General features: G+C 72.0%; 12 protein-coding genes. 5 read left to right on the top strand and 7 right to left on the bottom strand.

The features are described 5' to 3' along the window. Positions 1-44: 44 nt before the first annotated feature. From N4P33_RS01565 to N4P33_RS01550, 4 genes are all read right to left on the bottom strand, one after another. The gene (locus N4P33_RS01565; RefSeq protein WP_260824339.1) at positions 45-1,484 is read right to left on the bottom strand and encodes an MFS transporter; all 1,440 of its coding nucleotides are present in this window, start codon (positions 1,482-1,484) and stop codon (positions 45-47) included. A 123-nt stretch (positions 1,485-1,607) separates the two neighbouring features. Beyond that, positions 1,608-3,293 (bottom strand): thiamine pyrophosphate-binding protein, encoded by a 1,686-nt coding sequence (locus N4P33_RS01560; protein WP_260824338.1) that lies wholly within the window; start codon positions 3,291-3,293, stop codon positions 1,608-1,610. Next, on the bottom strand, positions 3,290-4,258 hold the full coding sequence (speB, locus tag N4P33_RS01555) for an agmatinase (protein ID WP_260824337.1): 969 nt from the start codon (positions 4,256-4,258) through the stop codon (positions 3,290-3,292). Before speB ends, N4P33_RS01560 begins: the two co-directional genes overlap by 4 nt. 55 nt (positions 4,259-4,313) lie before the next feature. Next, a complete protein-coding gene (locus tag N4P33_RS01550) occupies positions 4,314-5,783 on the bottom strand; it encodes a sodium:solute symporter (RefSeq protein ID WP_260824336.1) in 1,470 nt (489 codons plus the stop codon). 187 nt (positions 5,784-5,970) lie between these two features. On the opposite strand from N4P33_RS01550, the gene N4P33_RS01545 reads away from it, so the two are divergent. After that, entirely contained in the window at positions 5,971-7,632 is a 1,662-nt protein-coding gene (locus N4P33_RS01545; protein ID WP_260824335.1) for a PucR family transcriptional regulator, read from the top strand. Positions 7,633-7,724: 92 nt separating this feature from the next. Beyond that, on the top strand, positions 7,725-8,516 hold the full coding sequence (locus tag N4P33_RS01540) for a phosphatase (RefSeq protein WP_260824334.1): 792 nt from the start codon (positions 7,725-7,727) through the stop codon (positions 8,514-8,516). A gap of 17 nt (positions 8,517-8,533) precedes the next feature. On the opposite strand, the gene N4P33_RS01535 is transcribed toward N4P33_RS01540, so the two are convergent. From N4P33_RS01535 to N4P33_RS01525, 3 genes are all read right to left on the bottom strand, one after another. After that, entirely contained in the window at positions 8,534-9,403 is an 870-nt protein-coding gene (locus N4P33_RS01535; RefSeq protein ID WP_260824333.1) for an acyl-CoA thioesterase II, read from the bottom strand. A gap of 19 nt (positions 9,404-9,422) precedes the next feature. Then, positions 9,423-10,580 (bottom strand): acyl-CoA dehydrogenase family protein, encoded by a 1,158-nt coding sequence (locus tag N4P33_RS01530; protein ID WP_260824332.1) that lies wholly within the window; start codon positions 10,578-10,580, stop codon positions 9,423-9,425. A 135-nt stretch (positions 10,581-10,715) separates the two neighbouring features. Beyond that, on the bottom strand, positions 10,716-11,312 hold the full coding sequence (locus N4P33_RS01525) for a TetR/AcrR family transcriptional regulator (protein ID WP_260824331.1): 597 nt from the start codon (positions 11,310-11,312) through the stop codon (positions 10,716-10,718). A gap of 87 nt (positions 11,313-11,399) precedes the next feature. Between N4P33_RS01525 and N4P33_RS01520 the strand changes: the two genes are divergently transcribed. The 3 genes from N4P33_RS01520 to N4P33_RS01510 are packed head-to-tail and all read left to right on the top strand — an operon-like array spanning position 11,400 to position 15,984. Next, positions 11,400-13,016 carry a carboxyl transferase domain-containing protein gene (locus N4P33_RS01520; RefSeq protein ID WP_260824330.1) on the top strand — a complete coding sequence of 539 codons (1,617 nt, stop codon included), beginning with the start codon at positions 11,400-11,402 and terminating at the stop codon, positions 13,014-13,016. 14 nt (positions 13,017-13,030) lie between these two features. Further along, complete coding sequence (locus N4P33_RS01515; RefSeq protein WP_260824329.1) at positions 13,031-15,052, top strand: acetyl/propionyl/methylcrotonyl-CoA carboxylase subunit alpha; 2,022 nt, start codon at positions 13,031-13,033, stop codon at positions 15,050-15,052. Next, positions 15,049-15,984: a hydroxymethylglutaryl-CoA lyase gene (locus N4P33_RS01510; protein ID WP_260824328.1), complete on the top strand. Its 936-nt coding sequence runs from the start codon at positions 15,049-15,051 to the stop codon at positions 15,982-15,984. The genes N4P33_RS01515 and N4P33_RS01510 overlap by 4 nt, the downstream gene beginning before the upstream one ends. Positions 15,985-15,989: the final 5 nt, after the last annotated feature.

The following is a 15,989-nucleotide window of genomic DNA, read 5'->3' as shown; positions in this document are numbered from 1 at the left end:
CGTCCTGATCTACCGGAAGGCACCAACGCGCTCGGGGGCGGATTTCATCCCTTCTTCTGTGGCGGGTTCCGCCGGGGGAAGAGCGTGTAGGACCAGGACCAGAGGGTGTCGATGATCCAGATGGTGAGCCAGATACGTGCGGCCAGGGTCACGTCCAGGATCCACAGGAGCGACGCGCCGGGCACGAAAATGCAGGTGTGGGTCAGCCAGTCGCGGCGCTCTTTGCGGGCGTGGTCCTGGGGGGAGAGGTCGTCGTCGGGGGCGTCGGTGTCCCGTAGGGTCGTCTTGGGCGCGGGCTCCTCGGGCAGCCGGAGGGCTTGGATCGCCCAGGGCGCGAAGGCGGCGGCGGTGAGGGCGATGGCCGCCGAGGTCAGGCAGGCCGCCGTCCAGCCGTGTGACTCGTAGACGAGCCCGAGCAACGGCGGGCCCACCAGCACGCCGACGAGGCGGGCACTCTCGTACCGCCCCATGGCCCTGCCGGTCCGCCCGCCGGCCGCGGCGGCGACGGTGGCCTGCTCCACGGGGATCTGCGCGGCGAGACAGGCCGCGACGAGCGTCCACAGCACGGCGACCGGTCCCGGGCCGGAGACCACGGCCAGTCCGCCCGCGAAGAGCGCCGACGCCGCGAAGGACACCCCCATGGTCCAGCTGCGGCCCACCCGGTCGGTGATCCGGTGGGCGTGCTCCGGGAGCAGGATGAACACGATGAAACCGGGCGCGAAGACGAGCGCGGTCTCGGTCGGCGTCAGCCCGTACTCGCCCTGGAGCTGCAGCAGCAGAAGCATCCACAGCCCGGCCTCGGCACCGGCGGTGACGGCGGCGAGGACCATGAGCGGCAGCAGCCGCCGCTGCGTGCCGTCGCCGGGTGCTTCGGACGGCGCCGGGGCCTGCACTCCCCGCTCGGTTTCCGGCCGTACGACCAGCAAGGCAGCGGCGACGGCGCAGGCACCGCACCCGACCCAGAACAGGGGCCGGTAGCCGGCGTTCTGCAGCACGGTGAACGCGATCAAATAGCCGACGAAGGCGCCCTGCCCGGAGGCGGAGAGCAGCTTGCCGTACGCGGCGGTGCCGTTGCCGGCGGCGCGGCGGCCGGTCCAGGTGTCGAGGGCGACCCAGAACAGCGCCCCACCGGCACCCCCGAGCGCCGCCGCGACGAAGGCGGGCGCGAGACTGCCGGCGAGCGCGTACCCGGCGAAGGACAGCGCGTACAGCACGGCCCCGGCTGCCGCGACCCGCCGCGGATCGAGCCGGTCGGACAACTCACCGGCGACCGGCCTCACGACCAGCGAAAGCACCGCCTCGACGGCGATCAGCGCACCGACGGTGGAGGCACCCGCCTTCAGCTCGGACCCGGCCCACAGCGGCAGCAGAAAGTCGAGCACCTCCATCGGCGCACTGCCCACCGCCGCCGCCCCGAGCACCCGCCGCCCACCCGCGCCTGGTTCCGGCTCGAAGGTCTCCTGACCCCGTACGTCCCTGCTCACGGAGCAGCAGATGCTCCCGCGACCGGAAGGGTTCCTTCCTCTACAAGGTCCCGGCAGGCGTGGCGGGCCAGGCGCACACCAACCCCGATCCCGCCTGGGTCCGCGAACAGCTCCCGCCCGCTCTCAGCCCAGGTGCGTAGGCGCGAACATTCGCAGGACCGCCGGGAGGACGACCACGGACGGGCCCGGGGTTGACAGGGCCTTGGTGAGGTCCTGTTCCAAGGTTTCCGGGGTCGTGCGGATGCCGGGGACGCCGAAGGACTCCGCCAGGGCCACGTAGTCCGGGCGGGTCAGTTCCGTGGCTGTCGGGCGGCCGAAGGCGTCGGTCATGTACTCGCGGAGGATGCCGTAGCCGCCGTCGTCGACGATGAGCCAGGTGACCGGGAGGTCGTGCTGCCTCGCCGTGGCCAGTTCGGCGATGGAGTACAGGGCGCCGCCGTCGCCGGAGACGGCGAGGACCGGGCGGGTAGGGTCGGCGGTCGCCGCGCCGAGGGCGGCCGGGAAGCCGTAGCCGAGGCCGCCCGCGCCCTGAGCGGAGTGCAGGAGGTTGGGGCCCTTGGCGTCGAAGGCGGACCAGGCCCAGTACGCCAGGATCGTCATGTCCCAGAAGGACGGGGAGTCGGCGGGGAGGGCTCGGCGGACCGAGGCCAGGATCTCCTGCTCCAGGGTGAGGTCCTGCGCGGCGATGCGGGCCGCGACCTTCGACAGCAGCTCCGTCACGCGCTCACGCGCCGTGTCGTCCTCTCGTCGCTCCACCGTCTCCAGCAGGGCCTGAAGGGCCAGGCGGGCGTCCGCGTGGATGCCGAGGGCGGGGTGGTTGGACTCCAGCTTCCCGGCGTCGGCCTCGATCTGGATGACTCGGCCCCGGGGCTTGAACGTGTGGTAGTTCGAGGAGAGTTCGCCCAGGCCCGAGCCTACGACCAGCAGGACGTCCGCGTCCTCCAGGAAGTCCGTGGTGTGGCGGTCCTCCAGCCAGGACTGGAGGGACAGGGGGTGGGTCCAGGGGAACGCGCCCTTGCCGCCGAACGTCGTGACGACCGGGGCCTGGAGGCGTTCCGCCAGCTGCTTCAGCTTGCCCGACGCGTCCGCGCGGACCACTCCCCCGCCCGCGATGATCGCCGGGCGGGCCGAACCAGACAGCAAGTGGGCGGCCACAGCCGTCAGTTCGGGGCGTGGGGGGAGCTCGTCCGGCGTCGCGTCCATCGCCGTCACCACCGGCAGCCGCGTCTCCGCCAGCAGCACGTCCTGCGGGATCTCCACCCACACCGGGCCGTGCGGAGCCGTCAGCACCGACTTCCAGGCCGCGGCGATCGCCGACGGGATCTGCGACTGTGTACGGACCGTGTGGACGGACTTGACCACTCCCCTGAACGACGCCGCCTGGTCGGGGAGTTCGTGGAGGTAGCCGTGCCGGCCGCCGCCCAGGCCCGCCGTGGGGATCTGGCTGCTGATCGCCAACACGGGGGCCGACGCCGCCGCCGCCTCTTGCAGCGCGGCCAGGGAGGTGAGGGCGCCAGGGCCCGTCGAGAGCAGCAGCGGGGCCGCCTCACCCGTGATCCTGCCGTACGCGTCCGCCGCGAAGCCCGCGTTGTTCTCCACCCGCAGGCCGATGTAGCGCAGGTCGGAGCGGCGCAGGGCGTCGAACATGCCGAGGGCGTGCTGGCCGGGCAGGCCGAAGACGGTGGTCGCGCCGAGCCCGGCCAGGGTCTCCACGACCAGGTCTCCGCCGTTGCGGCCGGGGGGAGGATTCAGCGCGGCCTCCGTCTGGGCCGGCGTCGGGCGGAGTACCAGGTCGTGGTCGTGCGTCACTTCGCGCGGGCCTCTGCAATCTGGCGGGACATGATCGTGGTCAGTTCGTATGCGGTGTGGGAGGCGGCGACCGAGGTGATCTCCGCGTGGTCGTAGGCCGGGGCGACCTCGACCACGTCCGCCGAGACCAGGTTGCAGGACGCCAGCCCGCGCAGGATCTCCAGCAGTTCGCGGGAGGTCATGCCGCCCGCCTCGGGGGTGCCGGTGCCGGGCGCGTGCGCCGGGTCGAGGCAGTCGATGTCGATGGAGATGTACAACGGGCGGTCGCCGATGCGCTGGCGCAGCTGGTCGGCGATCTCGTCGGCGCCCCGGCGGTAGACGTCCGCGGAGGTGACGATGCCGAAGCCCATCTTCTCGTCGTCGGTGAGGTCCTGCTTGCCGTAGAGCGGGCCGCGGGTGCCGACGTGGGACAGGGCGGAGGTGTCGAGGATGCCCTCCTCGACGGCCCGGCGGAACGGGGTGCCGTGCGTGTACTCGGCGCCGAAGTAGGTGTCCCACGTGTCCAGGTGGGCGTCGAAGTGGAGCAGGGCGACCGGGCCGTGCTGCTTCGCCACCGAGCGCAGCAGCGGGAGCGCGATCGTGTGGTCGCCACCGAGGGTCATCAGGCGGGCGCCGGTGCCGAGCAGGTCGTCGGCGGCGGCCTCGATCGTCTCCACGGCCTCGTTGATGTTGAACGGGTTCACGGCGATGTCGCCGCCGTCCGCGACCTGCGCGAGGGCGAAGGGCGAGGCGTCCTGCGCCGGGTTGTAGGGGCGCAGCAGCCGGGACGCCTCGCGGATCGCGTTGCCGCCGAAGCGGGCGCCCGGCCGGTACGAGACGCCCGAGTCGAACGGCACACCCACCACCGCGACATCGGCGGTGCCGACCTCGTCGAGGCGGGGCAGCCGGGCGAAGGTCGCGGGGCCGGCGTACCGCGGTATGCGGGAGGAGTCGACGGGGCCGCGGGGCGTCTCGTTGCTGCTCATGAAAACTGCCTTCTTTCCTACGCTTCGTCGCGTATGTACTGCTTGCCCATCGACTCTACTGGGCCGCGGGCACCGCTTCGGACACGGATTCGGTTTCGGGGCCGCCGCGCCCGGCGAGGCGTTCACGCCAGGCGGCGAGGACGGCCGCGTCGGTCGCCAGGGTCGCCAGGGAGACCACGACATAGGCGGCGAGGGAGGCGAGCAGACCGTAGTAGATCGGCTCGTTGGCGAGGATGCCGTAACCGGCCATCAGTCCGACGACGGCCAGTCCGCCGACGGCGACGGCCGCGAGGGCGCCCTGCGCGGTGCCGCGCTTCCACAGCAGCCCGCCGAGGATCGGCACGAGCAGCCCGCCGACGAGCAGGTTGTACGCGACGGTCAGCGCCTCGACGACGTTGTTGAGCGCGATGGACGTGGCGATCACCGCGACACCCATGATCAGGATGAAGGCGCGGTTGCCCTTGACCTCGTCGTGCTCCTCGCCGGACGGCTTGACGATGCCGCGCAGCCGGGACCAGATGTCGTTGTTGGCGACGGTGGCGCAGGCGATCAGCGCACCGGAGGACGTCGACATCACCGCGGCGAGCGCGGCGGCCAGGACCAGTCCGCGCACGCCGATCGGCAGCTCGTCCTTGACGATGGTCGCGAAGGCGTCGTCGGGGCTGGCGAGCTTCGGGTACATCACCTTGGCTGCCGTACCGATCACCGCGCCGGCGACGGCGTAGGCGAGGCAGTAGGTGCCGGCGACGGTGCCGCCCCACTTGGCGGTGGTGTCGCTGCGGGCGGTGAACACGCGCTGCCAGATGTCCTGCCCGATCAGCATGCCGAAGGTGTAGATCAGGACGTACGTGAAGATCGTCTCGCCGCCGATGCCCAGCGGGTCGAAGTACTCGGTGGGCAACTGGGCCTTCATCTCGCTGAACCCGCCCGCCTTGACGACGGCGATCGGCAGCAGCAGGAGCAGCACACCGATCGTCTTGACGACGAACTGCACCATGTCGGTCAGCGTGATCGACCACATGCCGCCGAGCGTGGAGTACGCGACGACGATCGAGCCGCCGAGGACGATCGCGAGGGTGCGGTTGATGTCGAACAGGACATCGAAGATCGTGGCGTAGGCGATGGTGGAGGTCACCGCGAGCATCAGGGTGTACGCCCACATGACGACACCGGAGATGACGCCCGCCCGGCCGCCGTAGCGCAGGTCCAGCATCTCGGAGACGGTGTAGACCTTCAGCCGGGCGATGCGGGCGGAGAAGAAGATGCTCAGCGCGAGCAGGCCGAGGCCGATGGTGAAGACCATCCAGGCGCCGGAGAGGCCGTACTGGTAGCCGAGGCCCACGCCGCCGATGGTGGAGGCACCGCCGAGGACGATGGCGGCCATGGTGCCGGAGTACATGGCGGGACCCAGGCGGCGGCCCGCCACCAGGAACTCACTCTTGGACTTGGCGCGGCGCATGCCCCACCAGCCCATGGCCAGCATGCCGGCCAGATAGACGACGATGACCAGATAGTCCACGGCCATACGGGGGCCTCCTTCGCGCACTCTCGGTGGCGTGTCGTGCAGATGGAAGGTGTCCGGTGGCTCGTCGCGGGGACATCCGCCCGTACCCGCGGGCTGCCGGTCTGACCCGACCTTAGGTGGCCGGAAAGCGACTGCGAAGTGTACGTTTCATCCATACGGGCCGAACGGAATGGAGGAAACGTCCACCATGCCGGATCCCACGGTCCCCCCGACACCCCCCGTCCCCCTCGACGCCCTCCTGGCCCGCGATGACCTGGGGCTGCGCCGTATCGCCGGCCCGGCCGACCCCGGCATCGTGATCCACTGGGCGCACACCTCGGAGATGGCCGACCCGTATCCGTACCTGCTGGGCGGTGAGCTGCTGCTCACGGCGGGCGTGCACATCCCGGACGGCGCGGGCACGGGCTACTTCGACGCGTACGTCTCCCGCATCGTCGCGGCGGGCGGCGCGGCCCTGGGCTTCGGCCTGGCCCCGCTGCACGACACGGTCCCGGCCGCGCTGATGGAGTCCTGCGAGCTGCACGGCCTCCCCCTCCTGGAGGTCCCGCCCCGCACCACGTTCTCGGGAGTGGCCCGAGCCGTCTGGCAACTGATGGCCCGCGCCCGAGTAGCGGAACTCCGCCGCGTCACAGAGGCCCAGCAGAGCCTGGCCACAGCGGCATCCCGCCCGGACCCGATCCCGTCGGTCCTACGCCAACTGGCCCGCCGCCTGGACGGCTACGCGGTGCTGTACGGCCCGGAGGGCACGGAACTGGCGTCAGCGGGCCGGGAACAGGGCCCGGAGGTGAGGGAGGGGTTGGCGGGGCTGGCGAAGGTGGTACGCCCAGCGGCTGACGTAACTGCCATGGCTGCGGGAGGCGGGGCGAGCGGATCCGCCGCAGCTGCGGGAGGCCGGGCGAGCGGATCCGCCCTAGCTGCGGGCAGTCGTGCCGCTGGGGCGATGGGGGTCCCCCCGCTCGAGCGCAGCCGAGAGTGGGGGAGGGTGGGCGCAGCGGCACCCGGCGAGCGCCGGCGAGCGAACCCACCCCCGCCCAGCCCCCACCCCGCCAGCGCCACCGACACCCTCGCGGACACTCACCTCGCCGCCTACGCCCTCGGCTCAGAGAACGGCTTCGTCCTCGCCGTGGCCACCCCCCACCGCGAGTCCGCCGACCACACCATCGCCTCGGTCGCTGCCGTACTGCTGTCCCTGCTCACAGGAGAGCATCAAAGCGCACCCGGCGCCGCCCGCTCCTCCGCCCTCGTACGTCTCCTCCTGGGCGGCGACCCCGAGGACGTAGCCCCCCTGCTCGGCAGCGACCGTTGGCGCGTCGTCCACGCCACCCCCACCACACAACCCCCCGACGCCCTCGCCGCCTCCGCCCTCGGCGCCGCCCTGGGCACCGCCCTCGTCGACCTCACCGACGACGTCGTACGCGTCCTCCTCCCGAGCGACCGCGAACCGAACCCCCTCCCCGGCTGGACCCTCGGCATCAGCGCCCCCGCCGCCCCCGCCGACTGGCCCGCCGCCGACACCCAGGCCGCCCGCGCGCTCGCCCGCGCCCGCGCCACCCGCACCCCGCTGGTCCGGCACAGCGACCGCCCCGCCCTCACCGACCTCATCGCACCCCCGGACGCCGACACCCACGCCCGCGCCCTCCTCGCGCCCCTCGACGGCAACCCGGCCCTCACGGACACCCTGCGCACCTGGCTCTCCCTGCACGGCAGTTGGGACCGCACCGCCGTCGCCCTGTCCGTGCACCGCAACACCGTGCGCCAGCGCATCGCCCGCTGCGCCACCCTCCTGGACGCCGATCTCGACGACCCGGACGTCCGCATGGAGCTGTGGTTCGCGCTCAAGCGGACCTAGGTATCCGTACGTAGTCGCCTGAGTACGTGACGCACGTCCCAGCGCTCGATACGCCAGGGACGCGCACCGCGCGCTGCCTCACAATGGTGGGCATGCCGATATCCGGGACACCCAGCCGCGCCGAGCTCATCCAGCACCTGATCGCCACCCGCATCGCGGGCGATGTCGCGACCCCGCGCGAGAACAACCTCTCCCACTACCGCAAGCTGGCCAACGGCGACCGCCACTACTGGCTGGGCCTGGAACTCGGCGAGCGCTGGACCGACGAGCAGGACGTGCTCGCGGTGATGGCGGAGCGGGTCGGGGTGAACGACGACCCCGAGTACCGGTACGGCCAGGACACCATCGATCCGGAGCTGACCGTCGCCGGTCTGGAGCGGATGGCGGGCCGGCTGCGCAAGGCGGCGGACGGGCAGCAGCGGGTGCTCTTCGCGACCGGTCACCCCGGCGGCCTGCTGGACGTGCACCGCGCCACGGCCGCGGCGCTGCGCGCGGCGGGCTGCGAGATCGTGGTGATCCCGGACGGGCTGGCCACGGACGAGGGGTATGTGATGCAGTTCGCGGACGTGGCGGTCCTGGAGCACGGCGCGACGCTCTGGCACACGCACTCCGGCGAGCCGATGAAGGCCATCCTGACCGCCCTCGAGCGCGAGGGCCGCCCGCTGCCGGACCTGGTGGTCGCCGACCACGGCTGGGCGGGCTACGCGGGACAGCACGGCGTCGACTCGGTCGGCTACGCCGACTGCAACGACCCCGCCCTGTTCCTCGCGGAGGCGGAGGGTACCGTCCAGGTAGTGGTGCCCCTCGACGACCACGTCGTCAGCCCCCGCCACTACGACCCGATGACGGCGTACCTGCTGGCGGAGGCGGGGCTGGAGCAGTAGGGGCCCGCAGGGGGGCGCTAGTCGCGCGGGACGCGGACCACGCCCTCCTGGATGACCGAGATGGCCAGGCGCCCGTCCTGGGTGTAGATGCGGGCCTGGCCGAGACCCCGGCCGCCGGACGCCGACGGGGAGTGCTGGTCGTACAGCAGCCACTCGTCGGCGCGGAACGGGCGGTGGAACCACATCGCGTGGTCCAGGGAGGCGCCCACCACGTCACCGACCGCCCAGCCGCCCCGCCCGTGCGCGAGCAGCACGGAGTCGAGCAGGGTCATGTCGGAGACGTACGTGGCGAGGACGACGTGCAGCAGCGGGTCGTCGGCGAGTTTGCCGTGGGTGCGGAACCAGACCTGTGAGTGCGGTTCGCGCGGCTCGCCGAAGCTGCCGAACGGGGGGTCCTCGACGTAGCGCAGGTCCACCGCGGCCCGTGCCTCGATGAAGCGTTCGACCGTCTCGGCGGGCAGGTGCGGGTAGCTCCGCAGCCGCTCCTCGCCCGTGGGCAGGGTCGCCGGGTCCGGTGCGGGCGGCATCGGCTCCTGGTGGTCCAGGCCCTCCTCGTACGTCTGGAAGGACGCCGAGAGGTGGAAGATCGGCTTGCCGTGCTGGACCGCGACCACCCGGCGGGTGGTGAAGGAACGGCCGTCGCGGATGCGGTCGACGGAGTAGACGATGGGCGCGCCGGGGTCGCCCGGGCGCAGGAAGTAGGCGTGCAGGGAGTGGGCGTGCCGGTCCTCGGGAACCGTGCGCCCGGCGGCGACGAGTGCCTGCGCCGCCACCTGCCCGCCGAACACGCGCGGGACGACGGCGGACCGGGACCGCCCGCGGAAGATGTCCTCCTCGATCCGCTCCAGGTCGAGCAGATCGAGGAGGGACTGGAGTGCCTCGCTCATACGCTGCGGATCACGTGGCTCAGAGGCCCATGTCCTTGGCGATGATCGTCTTCATGATCTCGCTGGTGCCGCCGTAGATGCGGTTGACGCGGTTGTCCGCGTACAGGCGGGCGATCGGGTACTCGTTCATGTAGCCGTAGCCGCCGTGCAGCTGGAGGCAGCGGTCGATGACGCGGTGGGCGACCTCGGTGCAGAACAGCTTGGCGCTGGCGGCCTCGGCGGGCGTGAGCTCACCGGCGTCGAGGGCCTCCAGGGCGCGGTCGGCGACGGCCTGGGCGGCGTCCACCTCGGCCTGGCAGGCGGCCAGCTCGAACTTGGTGTTCTGGAAGTGGGCGACCGGCTTGCCGAAGACGGTGCGCTCCTGCACGTACTGCTTGGCGAAGCGGACGGCGGCGGCGGCCTGCGCGTAGGCGCCGTAGGCGATGCCCCAGCGCTCGGAGGCCAGGTTGTGGCCGAGGTAGTAGAAGCCCTTGTTCTCCTCGCCGAGCAGGTCCTCGACGGGGACCTTGACGTCGACGAACGCCAGCTCGGCGGTGTCGGAGACCTTCAGGCCGAGCTTGTCCAGCTTGCGGCCGACGGAGTAGCCCTCGGACTTGGTGTCCACGCAGAACAGGGAGATGCCGTGGCGGCGGTCCTCGGCGGTGGGCGGCGCGGTGCGGGCGCAGACGATCACCTTGTCGGCGTGGACGCCGCCGGTGATGAAGGTCTTGGCGCCGTTGAGGACGTAGTGGGAGCCGTCCTCACTGAGCTTGGCGGTGGTCTTCATGCCCGCGAGGTCGGAGCCGGTGCCCGGCTCGGTCATCGCGATGGCCCACATTTCCTCGCCGGTGACGAACTTCGGCAGGAAGCGCTTCTTCTGCTCGTCGGTGGCGAGCATCTTCAGGTAGGGCAGGGCGAGCAGGACGTGCACACCGGAGCCGCCGAACATGACGCCCGCGCGGGAGGTCTCCTCGTACAGGACGGCCTCGAACTTGTGGGTCTCCATGCCCGCGCCGCCGAACTCCTCGGGCACGCTGATGCCGAAGATGCCCAGCTCACCGAGCTTGTAGTAGAAGTCGCGCGGCGCCTGGCCGGCCGCGAACCACTCGTCGTAGACGGGGACGACCTCGGCCTCGATGAAGGCGCGGATGGTCTCCCGGAACGCCTCGTGATCCTCGTTGAAAACCGTACGGCGCACTCCGCCACCTCCACGAACTCGGTCATGTCTAAGCGCTTGCTCAGACTCGAAGATACCGGTGAGTATCCATGGCCGTAAAGAGCCGTAGAGAGGGCAGCCCCGTAACGCTCGTCACGCCCGGCGTGCGCGGGAGCCTCAGGGGGTGCCCGCCGCCGCGAAGGCGCCGCGCGCCATCCGGTGCAGCAGCTGCGCCGTCGTCGCGCGGCCCGGCAGGGAGCCGGGGCGGCCGAGGTGCGGGGTGGAGTTGAGCAGCCCGAACACCGAGTGCACCGCCGAACGGGCGGTGGGCTCGGTCAGCTCCGGGTAGACCTCGCGGACCACCGCCACCCATAGCTCGACGTACTGCCGCTGCAGCTGGCGCACCAGCTTGCGGTCGCTGTCCCGGAGGCGGTCCAGCTCACGGTCGTGCAGGGTGATGAGGGGACGGTCGTCGAGCGCGAAGTCGATGTGCCCCTCGATCAGCGAGTCGAGGACCTCCTCGGCCGGCACCCCGTCGGCCTCCGCCAGACGTCGCTTCGCCCCCGTCAGCAGCTGCCCGCTGATCCCGACCAGCAGCTCCGCGAGCATCGCGTCCTTGCCCGCGAAGTGCCGGTAGAGACCGGGTCCGCTGATGCCGACCGCCGCGCCTATCTCGTCCACCCCGACGCCGTGGAAGCCGCGCTCGGCGAACAGGCGGGCGGCCTCCCTGAGGATCTGCTCGCGGCGGGTGGGGGCGTCGGTTCTGGTGGCCATGCAGATGATTCTAGACAGGGAGGTTAGCGCTCGTTAACCTGGAGGAAATGCGTTAACGCTCATTAACAAGGTGAGGGGACCGCAAGGATGCACGAGGCACCGGAGCTTCACAGCGCGGCCGACCCCGCGTCGGAGGCCTTTCGGGCCAACGAGGAGGCGCATCGCGCGCTCGTCGAGGAGCTGCGCGCCAAGCTGGCCGCGGCGGCGCTCGGCGGCGGCGAGAAGGCGCGGGCGCGGCACACCGCGCGGGGCAAGCTGCTCCCGCGCGACCGCGTGGACACCCTCCTCGACCCCGGCTCGCCCTTCCTGGAGCTCGCCCCGCTGGCGGCCGACGGGATGTACGAGGGGCAGGCCCCGGCGGCCGGTGTGATCGCCGGGATCGGCCGGGTCAGCGGCCGCGAGTGCGTGATCGTCGCCAACGACGCCACGGTCAAGGGCGGCACGTACTACCCGATGACGGTGAAGAAGCACCTCCGCGCACAGGAGGTCGCCCTCGACAACCGCCTCCCCTGTGTCTATCTCGTCGACTCGGGCGGCGCCTTCCTGCCGATGCAGGACGAGGTGTTCCCGGACCGGGACCACTTCGGGCGGATCTTCTACAACCAGGCGCGGATGTCGGGCGCGGGGATCCCGCAGATCGCGGCGGTGCTCGGCTCCTGCACGGCCGGAGGGGCGTACGTCCCGGCGATGAGCGACGAGGCGGTGATCGTGCGCAACCAGGGCACGATCTTCCTCGGCGGTCCCCCGCTGGTGAAGGCGGCCACGGGTGAGGTGGTGACGGCGGAGGAGCTGGGCGGCGGCGAGGTGCACGCGCGGGTGTCGGGTGTGACCGACCATCTCGCGGAGGACGACGCGCACGCGCTGCGGATCGTCCGCACGATCGTCTCCACGCTCCCCGCCCGCGGGGACCTGCCCTGGCAGGTCGAGCCGTCCGTCGAGCCGAAGGTGGACCCGGCCGGGCTGTACGGCGCGGTGCCGGTGGACTCCCGCACTCCTTACGACGTCCGCGAGATCATCGCGCGGGTCGTCGACGGCTCCCGTTTCGCCGAGTTCAAGTCGGAGTTCGGGCAGACGCTGGTCACCGGCTTCGCCCGGATCCACGGCCACCCGGTGGGGATCGTCGCCAACAACGGCATCCTGTTCTCCGAGTCCGCCCAGAAGGGCGCCCACTTCATCGAGCTGTGCGACCAGCGCGGCATCCCGCTGGTGTTCCTGCAGAACATCTCCGGCTTCATGGTCGGCCGCGACTACGAGGCGGGCGGCATCGCCAAGCACGGCGCCAAGATGGTCACCGCGGTCGCGTGCACGCGCGTGCCGAAGCTGACGGTGGTGGTCGGCGGCTCGTACGGCGCGGGCAACTACTCGATGTGCGGCCGGGCCTACTCCCCCCGCTTCCTGTGGATGTGGCCCAACGCCAAGATCTCGGTCATGGGCGGCGAGCAGGCCGCGTCCGTGCTCGCCACGGTCAAGCGGGACCAGCTGGAGGCACGGGGAGAGTCCTGGCCCGCGGAGGACGAGGAGGCCTTCAAGGCCCCGATCCGTGCGCAGTACGAGCGCCAGGGGAACGCTTATTACGCGACGGCCCGCCTCTGGGACGACGGGGTCATCGACCCCCTCGACACCCGCCAGGTGCTGGGCCTGGCCCTGACCGCCTGCGCCAACGCGCCCCTGGGTGACCCCCAGTTCGGCGTCTTCCGGATGTGAGGGGACGGACGACGATGTTCGAGACAGTGCTTGTGGCCAACCGGGGCGAGATCGCCGTGCGCGTCATCCGCACGCTCCGCTCGATGGGCGTGCGCTCGGTGGCCGTCTACTCCGACGCGGACGCCGACGCCCGGCACGTCCGCGAGGCCGACACGGCGGTACGGATCGGACCGGCCCCCGCGTCCGAGAGCTATCTGTCGGTGGAGCGGCTTCTGGAGGCCGCCGCCCGCACCGGCGCCCAGGCGGTGCACCCGGGGTACGGATTCCTGGCCGAGAACGCCGGCTTCGCGCGCGCGTGCGCGGATGCGGGCCTGGTGTTCATCGGTCCACCGGCGGACGCGATCGCCCTGATGGGCGACAAAATCCGCGCCAAGGAGACGGTCAAGGCGGCCGGTGTCCCGGTGGTCCCCGGCTCCAGCGGCACGGGCCTGACGGACGAGCAGCTCGCCGAGGCCGCCCGCGAGATCGGGATGCCGGTGCTGCTGAAGCCCTCCGCGGGCGGCGGCGGCAAGGGCATGCGGCTGGTACGGGACGCCGCCGTGCTGGCCGACGAGATCGCCGCGGCCCGCCGCGAGGCCCGCGCCTCCTTCGGCGACGACACGCTGCTGGTGGAGCGCTGGATCGACCGCCCCCGGCACATCGAGATCCAGGTCCTGGCCGACGGCCACGGCGGCGTGGTCCACCTGGGCGAGCGCGAGTGCTCCCTCCAGCGCCGCCACCAGAAGATCATCGAGGAGGCGCCGAGTGTGCTCCTCGACGAGAAGACCCGGGCGGCGATGGGCGAGGCGGCCGTGCAGGCGGCCCGCTCCTGCGGCTACCGGGGCGCGGGCACGGTGGAGTTCATCGTCCCCGGCGGCGACCCCTCGTCGTACTACTTCATGGAGATGAACACCCGCCTCCAGGTGGAGCACCCGGTCACCGAGCTGATCACGGGCCTGGACCTGGTGGAGTGGCAGCTGCGGGTGGCGGCGGGCGAGCCGCTGGGCTTCGCCCAGGAGGACGTGACGCTCACCGGTCACGCGGTGGAGGCCCGCGTCTGCGCGGAAGACCCTGCGCGCGGCTTCCTCCCCTCGGGCGGCACAGTGCTGCGGCTGCACGAGCCGCAGGGCGACGGCGTCCGCACGGACTCCGGGCTCAGCGAGGGCACGGAGGTCGGCAGCCTGTACGACCCGATGCTGTCCAAGGTGATCGCGTACGGCCCCGACCGCGCGACCGCCCTGCGCAAACTCCGGGCGGCCCTCGCGGAGACGGTCACGCTGGGCGTGCAGACCAACGCCGGATTCCTGCGGCGGCTGCTCGCCCATCCGGCGGTGGTCAGCGGGGACATGGACACGGGGCTGGTGGAGCGGGACGTCGACGCGCTCGTACCGGACGAGGTGCCGCTGGAGGTGTACGCGGCGGCTGCGCTGCTGCGCCAGGCGGCACTCGCCCCGGCAGGCACGGGAGGCTGGGCGGACCCGTTCGCCGCCGCGGACGGATGGCGGCTCGGCGGAGAGCGGGCCTGGACGGCGCATCATCTGCGGGTGCCGGGCCGGGAGGCGGTGACCGTGCGGGTGCGCAGCACACCGGACGGCGGGACGGAGCTGCTGCCGGACGGTGCGGACCAGCCGCTGAGGGCGTCCGCGGTCGCGCCCCCGGAGGCCGGCGACGGTCACCGGTACACCGTCCGGCTCGACGGCGTCACCCACACCTTCGCCGTGCTGCCGGACGGCACCTGGCTGGGCCGGGACGGCGACGCCTGGCATGTCCGGGACCACGACCCGGTCGCCGCGTCACTCAACCGGGCCGCCCACGCGGGCGCCGACTCGCTGACCGCGCCGATGCCCGGCACGGTGACGGTGGTGAAGGTCGCCGTCGGCGACGAGGTGGCCGCGGGCCAGAGCCTGCTGGTGGTGGAGGCGATGAAGATGGAGCACGTCATCTCCGCCCCGCACGCCGGCACGGTCACCGAGCTGGACGTGGCGCCCGGCACCACGGTCGCCATGGACCAGGTCCTGGCGGTCATCGCCCCGGCGGAGGAGGAGGCGCAGTCATGACGGGCCTCCCCATGCGGGTACCTGCGGACGGCCTGCCCACGCGCGTGCGGATCTACGAGGTCGGCGCGCGGGACGGCCTGCAGAACGAGATGGCGACCGTGCCGACGGAGGTGAAGGCGGAGTTCATCCGCCGTCTGTCGGGGACGGGTCTGGCGACCATCGAGGCGACGAGCTTCGTGCACCCCAAGTGGGTGCCCCAGCTGGCGGATGCGGAGCAGCTGTATCCGGCGGTCGCGGACCTGCCGGTCGAGCTGCCGGTGCTGGTCCCGAACGAACGCGGCCTGGACCGCGCGCTTGCGCTCGGCGCCCGCCGGGTCGCGGTGTTCGCCAGCGCCACGGAGTCCTTCGCGAAGGCCAACCTCAACCGGACGGTGGACGAGGCGCTGGCGATGTTCGAGCCGGTGGTGGCGCGCGCGAAGGCACAGGACGTGGGCGTGCGGGGCTATCTGTCGATGTGCTTCGGCGACCCGTGGGAGGGCCCGGTCCCGGTCCCGCAGGTGGTGAAGGTCTGCCGGGCCTTGGTGGACATGGGCTGCGACGAGCTGAGCCTCGGCGACACGATCGGCGTGGCGACCCCGGGCCATGTGAAGGCGCTGCTGACGGCGCTGGAGGAGGCCGGCGTGCCGATGTCCGTCGTCGGCGTCCACTTCCACGACACGTACGGACAGGCGCTGTCGAACACCCTGACCGCCCTCCAGCACGGAGTGACGACCGTCGACTCCTCCGCCGGGGGCCTCGGCGGCTGCCCCTACGCCAAGTCCGCCACCGGAAACCTCGCTACCGAAGACCTCGTGTGGATGCTGCAGGGCCTCGGCATCGACACCGGGGTCGATCTCGGCCGTCTCGTCGCCACCAGCGTGTGGATGGCCGCGCATCTGGGCCGACCCAGCCCGTCCCGCACCGTACGAGCCCTCTCCCACCAGGAGCAGTGAACGAC

Source organism: Streptomyces sp. 15-116A (genome assembly GCF_025290915.1).
In the GTDB taxonomy this organism is placed as follows: Bacteria; Actinomycetota; Actinomycetes; order Streptomycetales; family Streptomycetaceae; genus Streptomyces.
Note: the sequence above shows the minus strand (reverse complement) of the source record. Positions and strands in the feature narration are given on the sequence as shown.